At 63.8% G+C, this 14,227-nt stretch carries 12 protein-coding genes; 7 read left to right on the forward strand and 5 right to left on the reverse strand.

Annotation, left to right across the window (positions count from 1 at the left end; all coding sequences use genetic code 11):
* Positions 1–20 precede the first annotated feature (20 nt).
* The 5 genes from BKK79_RS14445 to BKK79_RS14465 form a co-directional block, all read right to left on the reverse strand.
* Positions 21–491 (reverse strand): MaoC family dehydratase, encoded by a 471-nt coding sequence (locus BKK79_RS14445; protein WP_008642609.1) that lies wholly within the window; start codon positions 489–491, stop codon positions 21–23.
* A 12-nt stretch (positions 492–503) separates the two neighbouring features.
* A complete protein-coding gene (locus BKK79_RS14450) occupies positions 504–2,288 on the reverse strand; it encodes an acyl-CoA dehydrogenase (RefSeq protein ID WP_034201270.1) in 1,785 nt (594 codons plus the stop codon).
* Between the two features lie 24 nt (positions 2,289–2,312).
* Positions 2,313–3,680: an MFS transporter gene (locus BKK79_RS14455; protein ID WP_017234568.1), complete on the reverse strand. Its 1,368-nt coding sequence runs from the start codon at positions 3,678–3,680 to the stop codon at positions 2,313–2,315.
* 399 nt (positions 3,681–4,079) lie between these two features.
* Positions 4,080–5,129 carry an MBL fold metallo-hydrolase gene (locus tag BKK79_RS14460; protein WP_021025934.1) on the reverse strand — a complete coding sequence of 350 codons (1,050 nt, stop codon included), beginning with the start codon at positions 5,127–5,129 and terminating at the stop codon, positions 4,080–4,082.
* Between the two features lie 305 nt (positions 5,130–5,434).
* On the reverse strand, positions 5,435–6,475 hold the full coding sequence (locus BKK79_RS14465) for an AraC family transcriptional regulator (protein WP_034201272.1): 1,041 nt from the start codon (positions 6,473–6,475) through the stop codon (positions 5,435–5,437).
* 194 nt (positions 6,476–6,669) lie between these two features.
* Here BKK79_RS14465 and BKK79_RS14470 point away from each other — a divergent pair, with 194 nt between their 5' ends.
* From BKK79_RS14470 to BKK79_RS14500, 7 genes are read left to right on the forward strand one after another with little or no spacing between them, the layout of a single operon-like run.
* Positions 6,670–7,815 carry an acyl-CoA dehydrogenase family protein gene (locus tag BKK79_RS14470; protein WP_008642589.1) on the forward strand — a complete coding sequence of 382 codons (1,146 nt, stop codon included), beginning with the start codon at positions 6,670–6,672 and terminating at the stop codon, positions 7,813–7,815.
* 2 nt (positions 7,816–7,817) lie between these two features.
* Positions 7,818–8,876 (forward strand): CaiB/BaiF CoA transferase family protein, encoded by a 1,059-nt coding sequence (locus tag BKK79_RS14475; RefSeq protein ID WP_008642587.1) that lies wholly within the window; start codon positions 7,818–7,820, stop codon positions 8,874–8,876.
* Between the two features lie 11 nt (positions 8,877–8,887).
* Positions 8,888–10,564: a long-chain-fatty-acid--CoA ligase gene (locus tag BKK79_RS14480; RefSeq protein WP_008642585.1), complete on the forward strand. Its 1,677-nt coding sequence runs from the start codon at positions 8,888–8,890 to the stop codon at positions 10,562–10,564.
* A gap of 27 nt (positions 10,565–10,591) precedes the next feature.
* A complete protein-coding gene (locus tag BKK79_RS14485; protein WP_008642583.1) occupies positions 10,592–11,773 on the forward strand; it encodes a thiolase family protein in 1,182 nt (393 codons plus the stop codon).
* The gene (locus tag BKK79_RS14490; RefSeq protein WP_008642581.1) at positions 11,770–12,570 is read left to right on the forward strand and encodes an enoyl-CoA hydratase/isomerase family protein; all 801 of its coding nucleotides are present in this window, start codon (positions 11,770–11,772) and stop codon (positions 12,568–12,570) included. Before BKK79_RS14485 ends, BKK79_RS14490 begins: the two co-directional genes overlap by 4 nt.
* Positions 12,571–12,600: 30 nt before the next feature.
* A complete protein-coding gene (locus BKK79_RS14495; RefSeq protein WP_008642580.1) occupies positions 12,601–13,383 on the forward strand; it encodes an SDR family oxidoreductase in 783 nt (260 codons plus the stop codon).
* Between the two features lie 31 nt (positions 13,384–13,414).
* Positions 13,415–14,203, forward strand: coding sequence for an enoyl-CoA hydratase/isomerase family protein (locus BKK79_RS14500; RefSeq protein ID WP_008642579.1), 789 nt, complete (start codon positions 13,415–13,417; stop codon positions 14,201–14,203).
* Positions 14,204–14,227 lie beyond the last annotated feature (24 nt).

Raw genomic sequence — 14,227 nt, forward strand, 5'->3', positions numbered from 1 at the left:
AGAGGATTTCCTATTGAGGTTCAGGCCACCGAGGGCATGGCCTGGAGCTCGCTTGCTGCGCGCTGCGCACGCGAAGTGATCATCACCGTTGCCTCGCCCTCGATGACTACGGTGTCCTTGACTCGGCAGACCGTGGACAGCACTGCCCGTGCCTTGGCCACCTCCACCGACAGTACGGTGACCGCGGCATGAACGGTGTCGCCCGGTTTGACAGGCACCTTGAAGCGCAATTGCTGCCCCAGATAGACCGTACCTGGCCCCGGCAGCCGGTTTGCGACCGCTGCAGAAATCACGCTGGCCGTCAGAAAGCCGTGCGCGATGCGTGCGCCAAATCGCGTCGTGGCCGCGAACTCTTCGTTGAGATGTACCGCATTGGTATCGCCGGAGACGCCAGCAAACATCACGATGTCCGCTTCGGTAATGGTCTTCGAGAAGCAGGCGTTCATGCCCGGCTGCAGATCCTCGACGTCGTAGCCATTCAGGTCGTTCATCGTCTATATCTCTCAGAGCTGGTCGTCCGACAATGCCAACGTGCTGGCCGCGCCATGGACCACGATGTCGCGCAGCGCGGAGGCCTCCACCAGGATGTGCGTCGCATAGTGGCTGGCCGTGATGCGCTTGGCCCGCAGAAAGCCCGCATCGCTGGAATCCGCCGCCAACTGCGCCGTGGCGGCTTCGGCCATGCGCGCCGACAGCCAGCCACCGATCACGGTGCCCGCCAATCGCAGGAAAGGCACCGCCCCCGCGGCGCAGTCCTGCGGCTGCGCGTCACTGTGGGCCAGCTGCCAGTCAGCCCCGTCCTCCAGAGCCCGAACTGCTCTCATCAACGCGTCGCCGATGGACGAGAGCTCCGGGTCGCGCGCATCCATCAACTGGCGCGCATCGCTGTCGATACGTGTCAACAAGCCCTTCAGCGTGCGTCCCCCCTCGCGTGCCAGCTTGCGGCCGATCAGGTCGTTGGCCTGGATGCCGGTGGTACCTTCATAGATCGTCGTGATGCGGGCATCGCGGAAGTACTGCGCGGCCCCGGTTTCCTCGATATAGCCCATGCCGCCATGAATCTGCAGGCCATCGGAGGTGATGCCCTGTGCGCTGTCGGTGCACCAGCCTTTGACCACAGGCGTCAGCAGGCCAACCAGGGCCTGTGCCTGCGCGCGCTCCTGCGCATCGGGGTGTCCGGCGACGCGGTCCATCTGGCCGGCACAGAAATAGGCCAGCGCGCGCATGGCCTCGGTGCGCGCCTTCATGTCCATCAGCATGCGCCGCACGTCGGGGTGGCCAGCGATGGTGCTGCTGCCGGCCAGCGCCGGCTTGCCCTGCACGCGCTCGAGCGCATAGGCCCGGGCATGCTGGTAGGCACGCTCGGAAACGCCCACGCCCTCCAGCCCGACGTTCAGCCGTGCGTGGTTCATCATGGTGAACATGCACGCCAGCCCCTGGTGCGGCTCGCCGACGAGATAACCGATCGCGCCCCCGTTGTCGCCGAAAGTCATAGAGGCCGTGGGGCTGCCGTGGATGCCCAGCTTGTGCTCGATCGAGGTGCAGGCCAGGTCGTTGCGTTCGCCCAGGGAGCCGTCGTCATTGACCAGGAACTTCGGGCACAGAAACAGCGAGATGCCTTTCACGCCCGGCGGCGCATCGGGCAGCCGGGCAAGCACCAAGTGCACGATGTTCTCGGTCATGTCGTGCTCGCCCCAGGTGATGAAGATCTTGTTGCCGCTGATGCGGTAGTGATCCCCCTCGGGCACGGCGCGGCTGCGCAGCGCGGCCAGATCGGATCCGGCCTGCGGCTCGGTGAGATTCATGGTGCCGGTCCAGCGGCCGGCGACCATGGGCTCCAGAAAGCGCTGCTTGAGCGCCTCGCTGCCGTGGTGGGCAATCGCCTCCACGGCACCGAGCGTGAGCATCTGGCACAGGCTGAAGGCCAGGTTGGACGATTTCCACATCTCCAGCACGGCGGTGGACACCAGCGTGGGCAGTCCTTGACCGCCCCACTCTGTGGAGGCCGGCATTCCAATCCAGCCGTTCTCGCAGAAGCTGGACCAGGCCTCGCGAAAGCCATCGGCGGGCGTGACCTCGCCATCGTGCCAGCGCGCGCCCTGCACATCGCCCGTACGGTTGAGTGAATCCAGCACGCCGGCGGCATAGTGGGCTGCCTCCTGCAGGATGGCCTCGACCAGGTCGGGTGTGGTCTCTTCATGGCCGGGCTGGGCGCAGATCGCTTCCAGGCCTCCGACTTCCTTCATCGTGAACAGCATGTCGCGCAAGGGCGCGGTATAGACAGACATGGCGGACTCCTTTGATGGTAGCGATCAAGCGTTTTGCGGTGTCGGCTGCAACGGGCGCAGTTCTGGCACGGCCTCTTGCGGAGTCGCCGACGTCGGGCCGCCGTACTTGATAAACGCCAGGGCGATTGCGCCGAGGACTCCGAAACCGCCGATCACCAGGAAGTTCTGTTCCAGCGGTAGTTCCAGTGCGACGATCTGGCCGATCAGCAGAGGCGCCGCAATAGCACCCAGGCGCCCTACGCCGGAGGCCATGCCGATACCGGTCGAGCGGATGGACATCGGGTAGAACTGCCCGCAGAAGGCATAGGCCACCAGTTGCGCACCAGTGGTGCAGGCGCCGACCGCGCCAATGATCAGATAGCGCACCTCGGTCAAGGTCTGGAACGTCATCAGGTACAGCAGCACGCCGCCCAGCGCATACATCGCCACCAGCACCCACTTGATGTTGAACTTGTCGGCGAGCCACCCGCCGCACACGGCACCGATGATCGCGCCAACATTCAGCGCGATCACGAAGCTGAGGGCAGACCCCAGGCTGTAGCCAGCCATCGCCATCAGCTTGGTCAGCCAGCTACTGAGCGCATAGACCATGAACAGACCCGAGAAGAAGGCGACCCAGAACAGCGCCGTGCTCAGGCCCCGCCCGTCCTGGAAAAGGCGGGTAACCGGTGCACCTGCCATGCGGTCAGCTGCCGGCACGAAGAACTGGGCGTCCGCCGGGTGCTTGCCGCCCGGCTGGAGATGGCGTGCCACTTCGGCTAGCTCACCATTGCGACGCTGAGCGATCAGGTAGGTCATGGACTCCGGCACCAACTTCAGGATGAACGGAACTAGCAGCACGGGCACCCCCGCCGCGATGAACACGGCCTGCCAGCCATACTCGCCGATCAGTTGCTTGCCCAGCACCGCAGCCAGGATGCCGCCCAGTGCGTAGCCCGAAGTCATCAGTGCCGTCATCAGGCTGCGGATCTTCTTGGGCGAATACTCGACCATCTGTGCCACGATGACCGGGAGCACGCCACCAATCCCCAAGCCAGCAATGAAGCGCACCACGCTGAAGCTGATGGGGTCCTTGGTGAATCCGGCGGCCGCAGTGAACACACTGAACAGCATGACACCAATGGAGAGGGCCCAGCGACGACCAATCCGGTCGGACAGCGTGCCCAGAACCATAGCACCGAACATCATGCCAAACAGCGCCGAACTGGCCATGAAACCGGCAGTCGATGCGTTCACGCCCATCTGCTGCATGATGGACGGCAGGGCGATGCCCACCACGGCGATGTCATAGCCGTCAATGATGAGAATCAACAGGCACCATAGAAGCACCTTGGCATGAAAGCGGTTGAAGCGAGCGTCGTCGGCGAGCTTCTGCATGTCGATTTGGCACACGTGTTTGTCTCCTTTGAACTTGGCTCCGGATCGTGGGGACGGCGGTCATCGCCGCACCGCTACATATCGTCCAGCGCACGCAAGGAATCGTAGGTGCCGGTGCAGCAATCCGCGATGACGAAGCGCCCCGATCGAATGACAAACGGCCCCTTTCTGAGGGCCCCGTCAAGTGCGCCAAGAGGTCAAGCGTCAAGCAAAATTGAGATGAACCCTGTCGAGCATCTGTGAAAGGTGCCACTTCAAGACCAGTTCGCAAACAAGGTGTTCAAAGGACCGAAGGCCATACACGGCGCGCTGGTGCAAATACCCATTGCTCTCGAAACACCCCCCCACAAAGAACCCAGTCAATGACTGGGCTTGATTGGGTTGCTTCTACATCCTTGAGGGCAAATTAGCGCATCAGGCGAGCCGATAGCGCATGGCGCCGTCTTCATCCTCTGCAGACACGATTTCCCCACGCTGGTCGAGATAGTTCAGGTGGGCGAGTGTCTCTCCGGTCGCGAGGTTGAGGTGCATTTGCTCCGCAACAGTGGACGAACGGTACAAGACGCGAACTAGGTCGATGACCCTTAAAGGCTGCGCAAGTTGTTGCCTGACACGGTCTGTGCCTTTCACGGCGCTCGCACGTAGTTGCTCCAACCGTAGGTGCAGGCCATAGAAAGGTTCGTTGTGGGCAGGCAGAACCAAGACGCTCCCAGGTACGCGTTGCAGCAATCGGTCGATGGAGTCGAGCCAGCCCTGCAAAGGATTAGCATGCGGCTCGGTGGCGTACACGGAGGTATTGGAACTGATCCTGGGAAGAACCTGATCTCCCGATATCAGCAAATCCAGTTCGCGCGAGTAAAAGCACGCGTGCTCGGGAGAATGTCCTGTGCCAACAATGACCTCCCATTCCTGATTCCCGATCCGCAACATCTGACCATCCGTGAGCCGTACAAAGCTGTCAGGCAAAGGATGAATCATTTTGCCGAAGTCACCAAACCGAGTGCGATACTCATCGACCTCGGTGTCGCTCCATCCGGCTCTCCGGTAGAAGCGAACACCATCGACTGGCGCTTCCCGCCCTGAATCGGCAAGCATCACCCGACAGCTTAAATACTCGTCTCGTGTCATCCACAGCGCGCATTCGAAGCGACGTGTCAACCATCCCGCCATGCCCACGTGATCCGGGTGCATGTGCGTCGCCATTACACGGGAGACAGGACGGCCTGCTAGCGGCCCCTGAGGAGCGAACAAGGCGAACCATGCGTTCATTACGTCCACGCTACGAATTCCGGTGTCCACGACCGCCCAACCAGAACCATCGCTCAATACCCAGAGGTTGATGTGATCCAGGGAAAACGGCAGCGGCATGCGTAGCCACAGCACACCTGGCTTGATTTCAATGGCTTGACCAGGCAGCGGGAGATGAGAGAACGGATACGAGAGTGCCGGGGCTGCGTCGGTCATGATGCTTGGTTTACATTCTGGCAATGCCGCTTCAATGGTGCACAGCCATCACTCTTATGCTGTGCGAGTTCATTTTTAGCTTAAGGTCAGCACTGACAAGTGACAATGACGAATGACCTCGATAGGCTGACGGAAAACGTCTGCGTCCTGGCGCAGCCAGTCACTGCGCTGCCGTCGGTGCAACCCCCAACGGCGGTCAACAGTCTCTTGAGCGCACAAGAGCCTCGCCCGAAGCAGGCCACGGCCCCGGTAGCCATGAAGGCGCCGATCTCCTCGGCGGCCAAGCTGAAATTGGTCGGATACCTCTATGTAAGGTACTGCTTGGTGCGCGAGCGGGCACGGTAGGCTCCCGGCGCGCTGCCGGTCCAGACCTTGAAGGCGCGTTGGAAGGCGGTGCTGTCGGTGAAGCCCAGGTCAGCGGCGATGGCGGCGAGCGAGGCTTCGCTGCTGGTCAGGCGTACGATCGCCATGTCGCGCCGCAGTTGGTCCTTTAGCGCCTGGAAAGAAGTGCCCTCGGAGGCCAAGTGCCTCTGCAACGCACTCACCGACATGTGCAGGCGCTGCGCAGTGATGGCCAGATCAGGCCATTCGGGACTGGCCCGCTGCAGCACCATGCGGACCCGCGCGCTGGCGCTGCGCTCGTTCAGGTACGGCCCCACCACGTTGCCTGGCGTGGCGCGCAGGAAGGACTGCAGCGCGTCCCGATCGCGCCGCACCGGCTGTTTGAAGGCATCGGCGTCGAACCAGGCGGCCGTGCGCGGCTGCCCAAAGCACAACGTGCCGGAAAAGATGCGTTGGTAGTTCTGCGCGTGAGGTGGCGGCGCAAAGTTGAAGTCGAAGCGCTGCGGCACCAGTCGGCCGCCGTGCAGCCATACCAGCAGTCGCCAGAACACGCGCAGCAGATGTGCGTGCAGGAAGTCGGCATGCGCGCCCGGGCCGCCACGCATATCGAGCGCGACACCCGTCAGCCTGCCCTCAGTCACGGGGACTAGCGCCACATCGTCCTGCAGCAAAGCAAAGGATTCACCCAGGCGGCGCAGGGCGAACGACAATGAGTGGGCAGTGAACGCACTGCGCACCATCAGTGCGAAGCTGCCCGGGCGCATCGGCCGCCCATGCAGGTAGCCCAGGCACTCGTCGTTCAGGCTGTCCTTGACGGCGATGAACAGCGCGTTGAACTGCTCCACGGTCACGCGCGACTCCTCCAACTCCAGCAGCGATTCACTGATGCCCGCGCGCCCCAGCACACCTACCAGCCATTCTGGCGTGGCCAGCCCCTTGCCGCGCGCACCGTCCAGCAGGCCATGCACGGCAAAGATGGGAGCGGTTAAGACGGGTTCCAGCATGGCGTGTGATTCTAAGGGGCCAACGCCGGTCGCATAGGCCGAAAGAAGTTAATTGTCAGTTGATTGAGGTAATCCGCCATTGCCCTTGCAGGGGCCAATTACTACGATTGTGTCATCCCCAAAACATTTCGGCAGTGGCACTGCGCGGAACGTCCGATGCGGGGACAGAAGCCAACATATAAGGAGACGCTCTCATGTTGCCACAGCTTTATCGCCACGCCTGGATGGACGGCGAGATCGACGCATTTCGCGAGCAGGTGCGCCGCTACGTTGCCGCCGAATTCACGCCCCGGCTCGATGAATGGCGCCGTCAGGGCTACATCCCGCGCGAGGTCTGGCGTCCATTCGGCGAGATGAGCTTTCTGCTGCCCGAGATGCCCGAGACCTATGGAGGCGCCGGCGCCAGCCTTGCCTACCAGTTGGTGGTGCAGGACGAGCTAGCCAAGGCCGAGATGCCAGTCAATATCGCGGTGCACACCATCGCTTCGCACTACATCCTGGACTTCGGCACGGAAGCGCAAAAGCAGCGCTGGCTGCCCAAGGTGACGAACGGCGAGATGCTGGCCGCCATCGCGATGACCGAGCCGGGTTGCGGCTCGGATCTAAAGGCCATTTCCACCCGGGCCCGCCGTGACGGAGACCACTACGTGATCGACGGCGCCAAAACCTTCATCACCAACGGCTTCACTGGCAACCTGCTGATCGTCGCGGCGCGCACCAGCGGCGCGGGCAGCAAGGGGGTGTCGCTGTTTGTGCTGGAAACCGAGAATCTGCCCGGCTTTCGCGTTGGCCGACTACTGGAGAAGATCGGCATGCAGGCATCGGACACGGCGGAGTTGTTCTTCGACGGCGTGCGCGTGCCAGCCGACCAACTGCTGGGCGAGGTCGAAGGCAAGGGCTTCGGGCAGTTGATGGGCGCGTTGCCCTACGAGCGCATGCTCATTGCCGTGCCGGCGGCCGCCACTATCGAGCAGGCACTGGCCGTCACGGTGGAGTACACGAAGCAGCGCAAGGCCTTCGGTGCGCCCCTCTTCGATATGCAGCTCACGCGCCAGAAACTGGCTGAGGTGGCCACTACCGCGCATGTGGTGCGCAGCTTCGTCAACGACTGCACCCAGCGCCTGTTGGACGGCACGCTGGATAACGAGGCCGCCTATATGGCCAAGTGGTGGTGCACCGAGCAGCAGTGCCGCGTGGTGGACGAATGCCTCCAATTGTTCGGCGGCTACGGCTACATGGCCGAGTACCCGATCGCGCGGATGTATGCCGCTTCGCGAGTGCAGAAGATCTATGGCGGCGCCAACGAGGTCCTGAAAGACCTGGTTTCGAGGAAGCTGTGAACATGTCGCACACGTTGCATACGCTGCAGATGCCGCTGCACGGCGTCCGCGTGGTGGAGTTCGAGGGCATAGGGCCAGGCCCGCTGGCCGCCAGGATGCTAGCTGACATGGGCGCCGAGGTGATTACGCTGACACGCGCCGAGCAGGCCGCTGCGGCGCGGCGGCTGGGCGGGGCGGTGGAGAACCCGCTGCGCCGCGGCAAGACGGTCGAGGTCATCGACCTGAAGTCGCCCGAAGGCAAGGCGCGTGCCCTGGACCTGATCGCTCAGGCAGACGCCTTGATCGAAGGCTTTCGCCCCGGTGTGATGGAACGGTTGGGCTTCGGCCCCGCCGAGTGTGCGGCGCGCAACCCCAGGCTGGTCTACGGCCGCATGACGGGCTGGGGCCAGGACGGCCCGCTCGCCCAGGCCGCCGGACACGACATGAACTACGTCGCGCTGACCGGCCTGCTGTCGCTGTCGGCACACAAAGGGCAAGCGCCCATCGTTCCGCCCACGGTACTCGGGGACGCGGCCGGGGCGCTGGGCATGGCTTTCGGCGTCGCCTGCGCGCTGGTCGATGCGCGCGCCACCGGCCGCGGCCGGGTCGTGGACGCCGCCATCGTTGACATCGTGGCAATGCTGGGCACCCTGGTGCACTGGATTCGCGCCAATGGGCAGATCGATGGCGCGCAGCCGAGTCCGTTTCACGATTCGCCGTTTTATGACGTGTACGCCTGCGCCGACGGCGGCTTCATCAGCCTCGGCGCGATCGAGCCGCCTTTCTACGCCTTGCTGCTGTCGAAGCTGGGCCTGGCGGACGTGGAGCCTGCCGACCAGTACGACACGGCAACGTGGCCGGCGCTGAAAGAGCGCATCGCAGCCCTCATCCGCAGCCAGCCCCGAGCGCACTGGTGCGCGCTGCTCGAAGGCAGCGACGCTTGCTTTGCACCCGTGCTCAGCCTCGCCGAGTCGGTGCAGCATCCGCATAACGCGGCACGGGGCATCTACCAGATCACCCCCTCCGGCGCCATCGAAGCGGCCCCGGCCCCACGGTTCCAGGCACTCGACACAACTACCTAGGAGACAAGCACATGACCGAAACCGTCCAGCCCACCAAGCCTGTCCGCGGCTGCCCGTCCACCACGGGCAACGAGCGCCAACTGAACACCACGACGCTGATCCGCCACGCTGCACGCACCCATGGGGATCAGGAGATCGTGTATCGCACACCCGGCGGCGGCTGGGACCGCTACACCTATGCCGACTGCTACGCACGCGTCTGCCGCAGCGCCAATGCGCTGCGCGCGCTCGGCGTCGAGCCGGGCGACCGGGTCGGCGTCCTGGACTGGAACAGCCGGCGCCACTTCGAGCTGTACTGGTCCATCCCCGGCCTGGGCGCGGTCATGCTGCAGATGAACCTGCGCCTGGGCCCCGAGGACCTGGGCTACGTTGTCGGCCATAGCGACGTGTCCTACGTTTGCGTGGACGAATCATTGCTGCCTATTGCCGAATCCGTCGCAGCGAACTCGCCCCAGATCAAGGGCTGGATCGTTATGACCGAAAAGCCGCTGGACCAGGTCAAGACCACGCTGGCGCCGCTGCTGCACTACGAAGACCTGCTGGCCGCCGCCGACGCCAAGATCGACTGGCCCGAGATCGACGAAACCTCGGCTTACAGCGCCTGCTACACCACCGGCACCACGGGCAAGCCCAAGGGCGTGTACTACTCGCACCGCGGAATCTACCTGCATTCCACGGGCATGGCCACCAACATGGGCATGACGCTGGACGACTGCGTCATGCTCATCACGCCCATGTTCCACGGGCAGTGCTGGGGCCTGCCGCAGGCGGCCACGCTGCTGGGCGACAAGATCGTGCTGCCGGGCCGCTACGCCGCCGAGGACACCAAGCCATTGGTCGACACCATGATCGCCGAGGGCGTGACCATCACCAACGGCGCACCGGCCATCTTCCAGCCTATGCTGCAGTACATCGAGACGTTGCCGGTCAAGCCGGACTTCAGCCGCATGCGCATGCTGTCCGGCGCCACCGAGCCACCTCTGTCGATGATGATCGGCTTTTACGAACTGACGGGTGCCGAGGTGGTGCACGGCTACGGCGCCACCGAAGCCACGACGCTGGTGGCGGTCAACCGCCTCAAGTCCACGCTCAAGAAGCGCCTGACCCAGGACGAGCAGTGGAACCTCAAGCGCAAGCAGGGCCTGATCCTTACCGGGGTGGACATCCGCATTCTCGATGCAGACGACCAGGACCTCCCGCACGACGGACAGTCGGCTGGCGAGATCTGCCTGCGCGGCCCCTGGATCACGACCAGCTATCACGACATGCCGGATTCAGGCGACCGCTTCCTGGAGGGCGGCTGGTGGCGCTCGGGCGATGTCGGCACGGTGGACGAGAACGGCTACCTCAAGGTTACCGACCGCATCAAGGACGTGATCAAGAGCGGCGGTGAATGGATCTCATCCATTGACATGGAGAACCTGCTCATGGGCCATCCGGCTGTGCGTGACGCCGCAGTGGTCGGCATTCCGCATGCTAAGTGGCAGGAACGGCCGCTGGCCCTGGTGGTGCTGAAGCCCGGTCAGCAGGCGACCCAGGAACAACTGCAGGAACACCTGAGCAGCGCGTTCGCCAAGTGGCAGTTGCCGGACCAGGTTCTGTTCGTCGAAGCCATCCCCAAGACCAGCGTCGGCAAGCTCGACAAGAAGCGCATACGCGTTGAGCATGCGGACCGCTACGCCGAGTGAGCCAACCTTTTGCTACAGGAAAACAACATGAATGACCATGAACCCGTCATCGTCGGTGCGCTGCGCACCCCCGTGGGCAAGCGCGGCGGGCGCTTGCAGAAATGGCACCCCGTTGATCTGCTGGGTGAGACGCTGCGTCAGCTGGTCGAGCGCTCCGGCATCAACCCCGCCGATCTGGACGATGTGATCGTCGGTTGCGTGCTGCAGTGGGACCAGCAGCACGGCAATCTGGGCCGGCATGCCGTGCTGGCGGCGGGGCTGCCAGAATCCGTCCCGGCGGTGACGGTCGACCGGCAATGCGGCTCCGGCCAGCAGGCGGTGAGCTTTGTCGTGCACGGTATTCAAGCGGGCGCCTACCAACTGGCCATCGGCGCCGGGGTAGAGTCGATGTCGCAGGCGCCCATGCCGCCGTCATTCAAGCCCGGCGCGCCGCTCGGCGCGCAATACAGCCCGCGTGAGCTGGCGCGCTACCAGGGCAACCCGCTGATACCGCAAGGCGCTTCGTCGGAGTTGATGAACAAGCGCTTCGGCCTCACGCGCGAGGCGCTGGACGCCTTCGCCGTGCGCAGCCATCGGCGCGCCATTGAGGCTTCGCGGGCTGGTCGTGTCCAAGACCAACTCGTGCGGCTGCATGAGGATCCGACCGACCCAGACAGCCCGCTCGTCACCGCCGACGAGGGCATGCGCGCCGACCCCAACCCCGAGAAGATGGCTACGCTTAAGCCCGTGTTTGCCGCAGACGGCGCTACAACGGCTGCTAACTCCTCGCAGATCAGCGACGGCGCCGCCGCGCTGCTGATCGCCAGCCGCGCCTACGCCCAGCAGCACGGCCTGAAGCCGCGTGCGCGCTTCGTCAGCACCGCAGTGGCGGCAGCCGACCCTGTCATCCAGTTCACTGCTGTGCTCGATGCCACCCGCAAGGCGTTGAAGGAATCGGGGCTGACCCCGGCCGACATCGACCTGTTTGAAGTCAATGAGGCATTCGGCGGCGTGCCGCTGATGTTCCAGCAGGAATTCGGCATTCCGGACGACCGCCTCAACGTCAATGGCGGCTCGGTGGCCATCGGCCATCCGCTGGGCTCCACTGGCGCGCGCATGCTCACCGACCTGCTGTGCGAGCTGGAGCGCCGAGGCGGCCGCTATGGCTTGCAGACCATCTGCGAGGCTTCGGGCACGGCCAACACCACCATCATCGAGCGCCTGGCATGAACGAGGCCACCATGAGCGAAGCCAGCGAAGTGCTCGTCAGCCGCGAAGGCGCCATCGTCACCTTGATCATCAACCGCCCGCGCGCGAAGAACAGCTTGAACCGCGCAGTATTCGATGGCCTGCGTGCACAGCTCGTGCAACTGCGCGACGACGATGCCGTACGCGCGGTCATCATCACCGGCGCCGAGGGCGTGTTTTGTGCAGGGGCCGACATCACGGCCTTCGACTCTCTGCGCGCCGAACCGCTGCTGGGCGACCGTGCGGCGGCAGGTGGCCACTTCTGGGCGGAACTGGAGCGCTTCCCTAAGCCCGTCATCGCAGCCGTGGAAAAGCTCGCGCTGGGCGGCGGCACGGAACTGGCGTTGGCCTGTGACATTGCTATCGCTGGCGAGTCCACCAAGTTCGGCGTGCCTGAAGTCAAGCTGGGCGCCATTCCCGGGGCCGGGGGCACCCAGCGTCTGATCCATGCCATCGGCAAGTCCAAGGCTATGGCCCTGCTGCTGACCGGCGATTTCATCGACGCCCGCAAAGCCTGCGATGCGGGCATGGTCGCCGAGGTGACGGCTGACGGCCAGGCCCTGCCGACGGCGTTGGCGATGGCCAACCGGATTGCATCCAATTCGCCGCTGGCCGTGGCACTGGCGAAAGATGCGGCACTGGCCAGCTTTGAAACTCCGCTCGCGCAAGGCCTGGAGCATGAGAAGCGTAATTTCCTCGTCGCTTTGCATTCGGCCGACAACCTGGAGGGGCAAGCCGCATTCCTCGGCAAGCGCCTCCCCCACTTCACGGGCCAATAGCGCCTGTCTCTCATCCATCGAGCAAAAATCATGCAACTCAATTCCGACATCTCCGCCGTCATCACCGGGGGCGCTTCCGGCCTAGGAGCTGCCACGGCCAGGCGCTTGGCCAGCCATGGTGTCAAAGTCGCCATCTTTGACATGAACGAAGCCATCGGCCAGGCGTTGGCCAGCGAACTTGACGGTGTTTACTGCAACGTGGACGTGACGTCCGAGGAGCAAGTGGACGCCGCCTTCGCCAAGGCCCGCGCGGCCATTGGACAGGAACGCATTCTGGTCAACTGCGCCGGTACTGCCGATGCCGTCAAGACGGTCAGCCGCGACAAGAAAACCGGCGAAATCCGCCCATGCCCAACAGATCGTTTCAATCGCATCATTCAGATCAACCTAGTGGGCACCTTCCGCTGCATCGCCAAGTCAGCCGCGGGCATGTTGACGCTCGCGCCGCTGGCCGATGGCGACCGCGGCGCCATCGTCAACACTGCGTCGGCCGCCGCACAGGATGGCCAGGTTGGCCAGGCCAGCTATGCTGCCAGTAAGGCTGCCATCGTGGGCATGGCCTTGCCGATTGCGCGCGACATGATGGACGAAGGGATCCGGGTCAACACCATCATGCCGGGGATCTTCGGAACACCATTGCTGCTGGGCCTGCCGGACAACGTCAAGCAGGCGCTGGCGGCCAGCGTGCCCTTTCCCAAGCGTTTGGGCGATCCCGATGAATTCGCGCAGGCCGTCGAGTTTCTCGTCACCTGCGGCTACATGAACGCCGAGTCCATTCGGGTGGATGGCGCTATTCGCATGGCGCCGCGCTGACGCCTGAAATCTTGGCCCATCAGGAAGCGTCATGTCCGAAAATTCTGTCATTCTCGAAAAGCATGGTGCTGTTGCGACCATCACACTCAATGCGCCTCAGAAAAAGAATGCGCTGAGCACGTCTGTCGTCAACGTGCTAGCTGGCGTCATTGCAGACGTCGAACGTGACGGCTCGATTCGCGCTTTGCTGCTGCGCGGCGAGGGCCGGATGTTCAGTTGCGGCGGCGACATCGACGAAATGGCGGCAGCAGGCGAAGCGTTGTCTACCTTGGTCGATGACGAATTGAGGGTGGTCGAACGCATGATTCCTCAATTCGCCAGCCTGCCATTCCCGGTGGTCTGCGCCGTACAAGGCGCGGTCGCTGGAGGCGGCCTCGGACTAGCATTGGCCTCTGACTACCTGATTGCCGCAAGTGGGACGAAATTCGTGGCGGCCCACACCGGCCTTGGATACGCGGGGGATTTCGGCATCAGCTGGCTCCTGCCGCGCGCAGTGGGCGGACGACGCGCACGCGACATGATCCTGACCAACCGCGTGGTCGGTTCGGATGAAGCCTTGGCCTGGGGATTGGTCGAGAAAGTAGTTCCGGGCGAGAGCCTGCTGGACGAAGCGCAGCGCATGACGGTGCAATTCTCGACCGGTCCTACGCATGGTTATGCGGGCGCCAAGCGCCTGCAACTTGCTGCCTTCGAGAGCGGTCTGGTGACCTCATTGAGGTTAGAGGCGGCCGAAATGAATCGGGCCTCGAAAACCACGGATTCGCTGGAAGCGGTCCACGCGTTCGTCGCAAAGCGAGTGCCTCAGTTTACCGGACGCTGATCGGTTGTAGACGCATCCAGTTGG

Origin of the sequence: Cupriavidus sp. USMAA2-4 (assembly GCF_001854305.1) — a bacterium.
GTDB classification, from domain to species: Bacteria; Pseudomonadota; Gammaproteobacteria; order Burkholderiales; family Burkholderiaceae; genus Cupriavidus; species Cupriavidus malaysiensis.

Excerpts from the sequence above, each read along its gene's own strand:
- BKK79_RS14445 (WP_008642609.1), bottom strand. The coding sequence starts at position 491 with ATGAACGACCTGAATGGCTACGACGTCGAGGATCTGCAGCCGGGCATG.
- BKK79_RS14450 (WP_034201270.1), bottom strand. The coding sequence starts at position 2,288 with ATGTCTGTCTATACCGCGCCCTTGCGCGACATGCTGTTCACGATGAAG.
- BKK79_RS14460 (WP_021025934.1), bottom strand. The coding sequence starts at position 5,129 with ATGACCGACGCAGCCCCGGCACTCTCGTATCCGTTCTCTCATCTCCCG.
- BKK79_RS14465 (WP_034201272.1), bottom strand. The coding sequence starts at position 6,475 with ATGCTGGAACCCGTCTTAACCGCTCCCATCTTTGCCGTGCATGGCCTG.
- BKK79_RS14470 (WP_008642589.1), top strand. The coding sequence starts at position 6,670 with ATGTTGCCACAGCTTTATCGCCACGCCTGGATGGACGGCGAGATCGAC.
- BKK79_RS14475 (WP_008642587.1), top strand. The coding sequence starts at position 7,818 with ATGTCGCACACGTTGCATACGCTGCAGATGCCGCTGCACGGCGTCCGC.
- BKK79_RS14480 (WP_008642585.1), top strand. The coding sequence starts at position 8,888 with ATGACCGAAACCGTCCAGCCCACCAAGCCTGTCCGCGGCTGCCCGTCC.
- BKK79_RS14485 (WP_008642583.1), top strand. The coding sequence starts at position 10,592 with ATGAATGACCATGAACCCGTCATCGTCGGTGCGCTGCGCACCCCCGTG.
- BKK79_RS14490 (WP_008642581.1), top strand. The coding sequence starts at position 11,770 with ATGAACGAGGCCACCATGAGCGAAGCCAGCGAAGTGCTCGTCAGCCGC.
- BKK79_RS14495 (WP_008642580.1), top strand. The coding sequence starts at position 12,601 with ATGCAACTCAATTCCGACATCTCCGCCGTCATCACCGGGGGCGCTTCC.
- BKK79_RS14500 (WP_008642579.1), top strand. The coding sequence starts at position 13,415 with ATGTCCGAAAATTCTGTCATTCTCGAAAAGCATGGTGCTGTTGCGACC.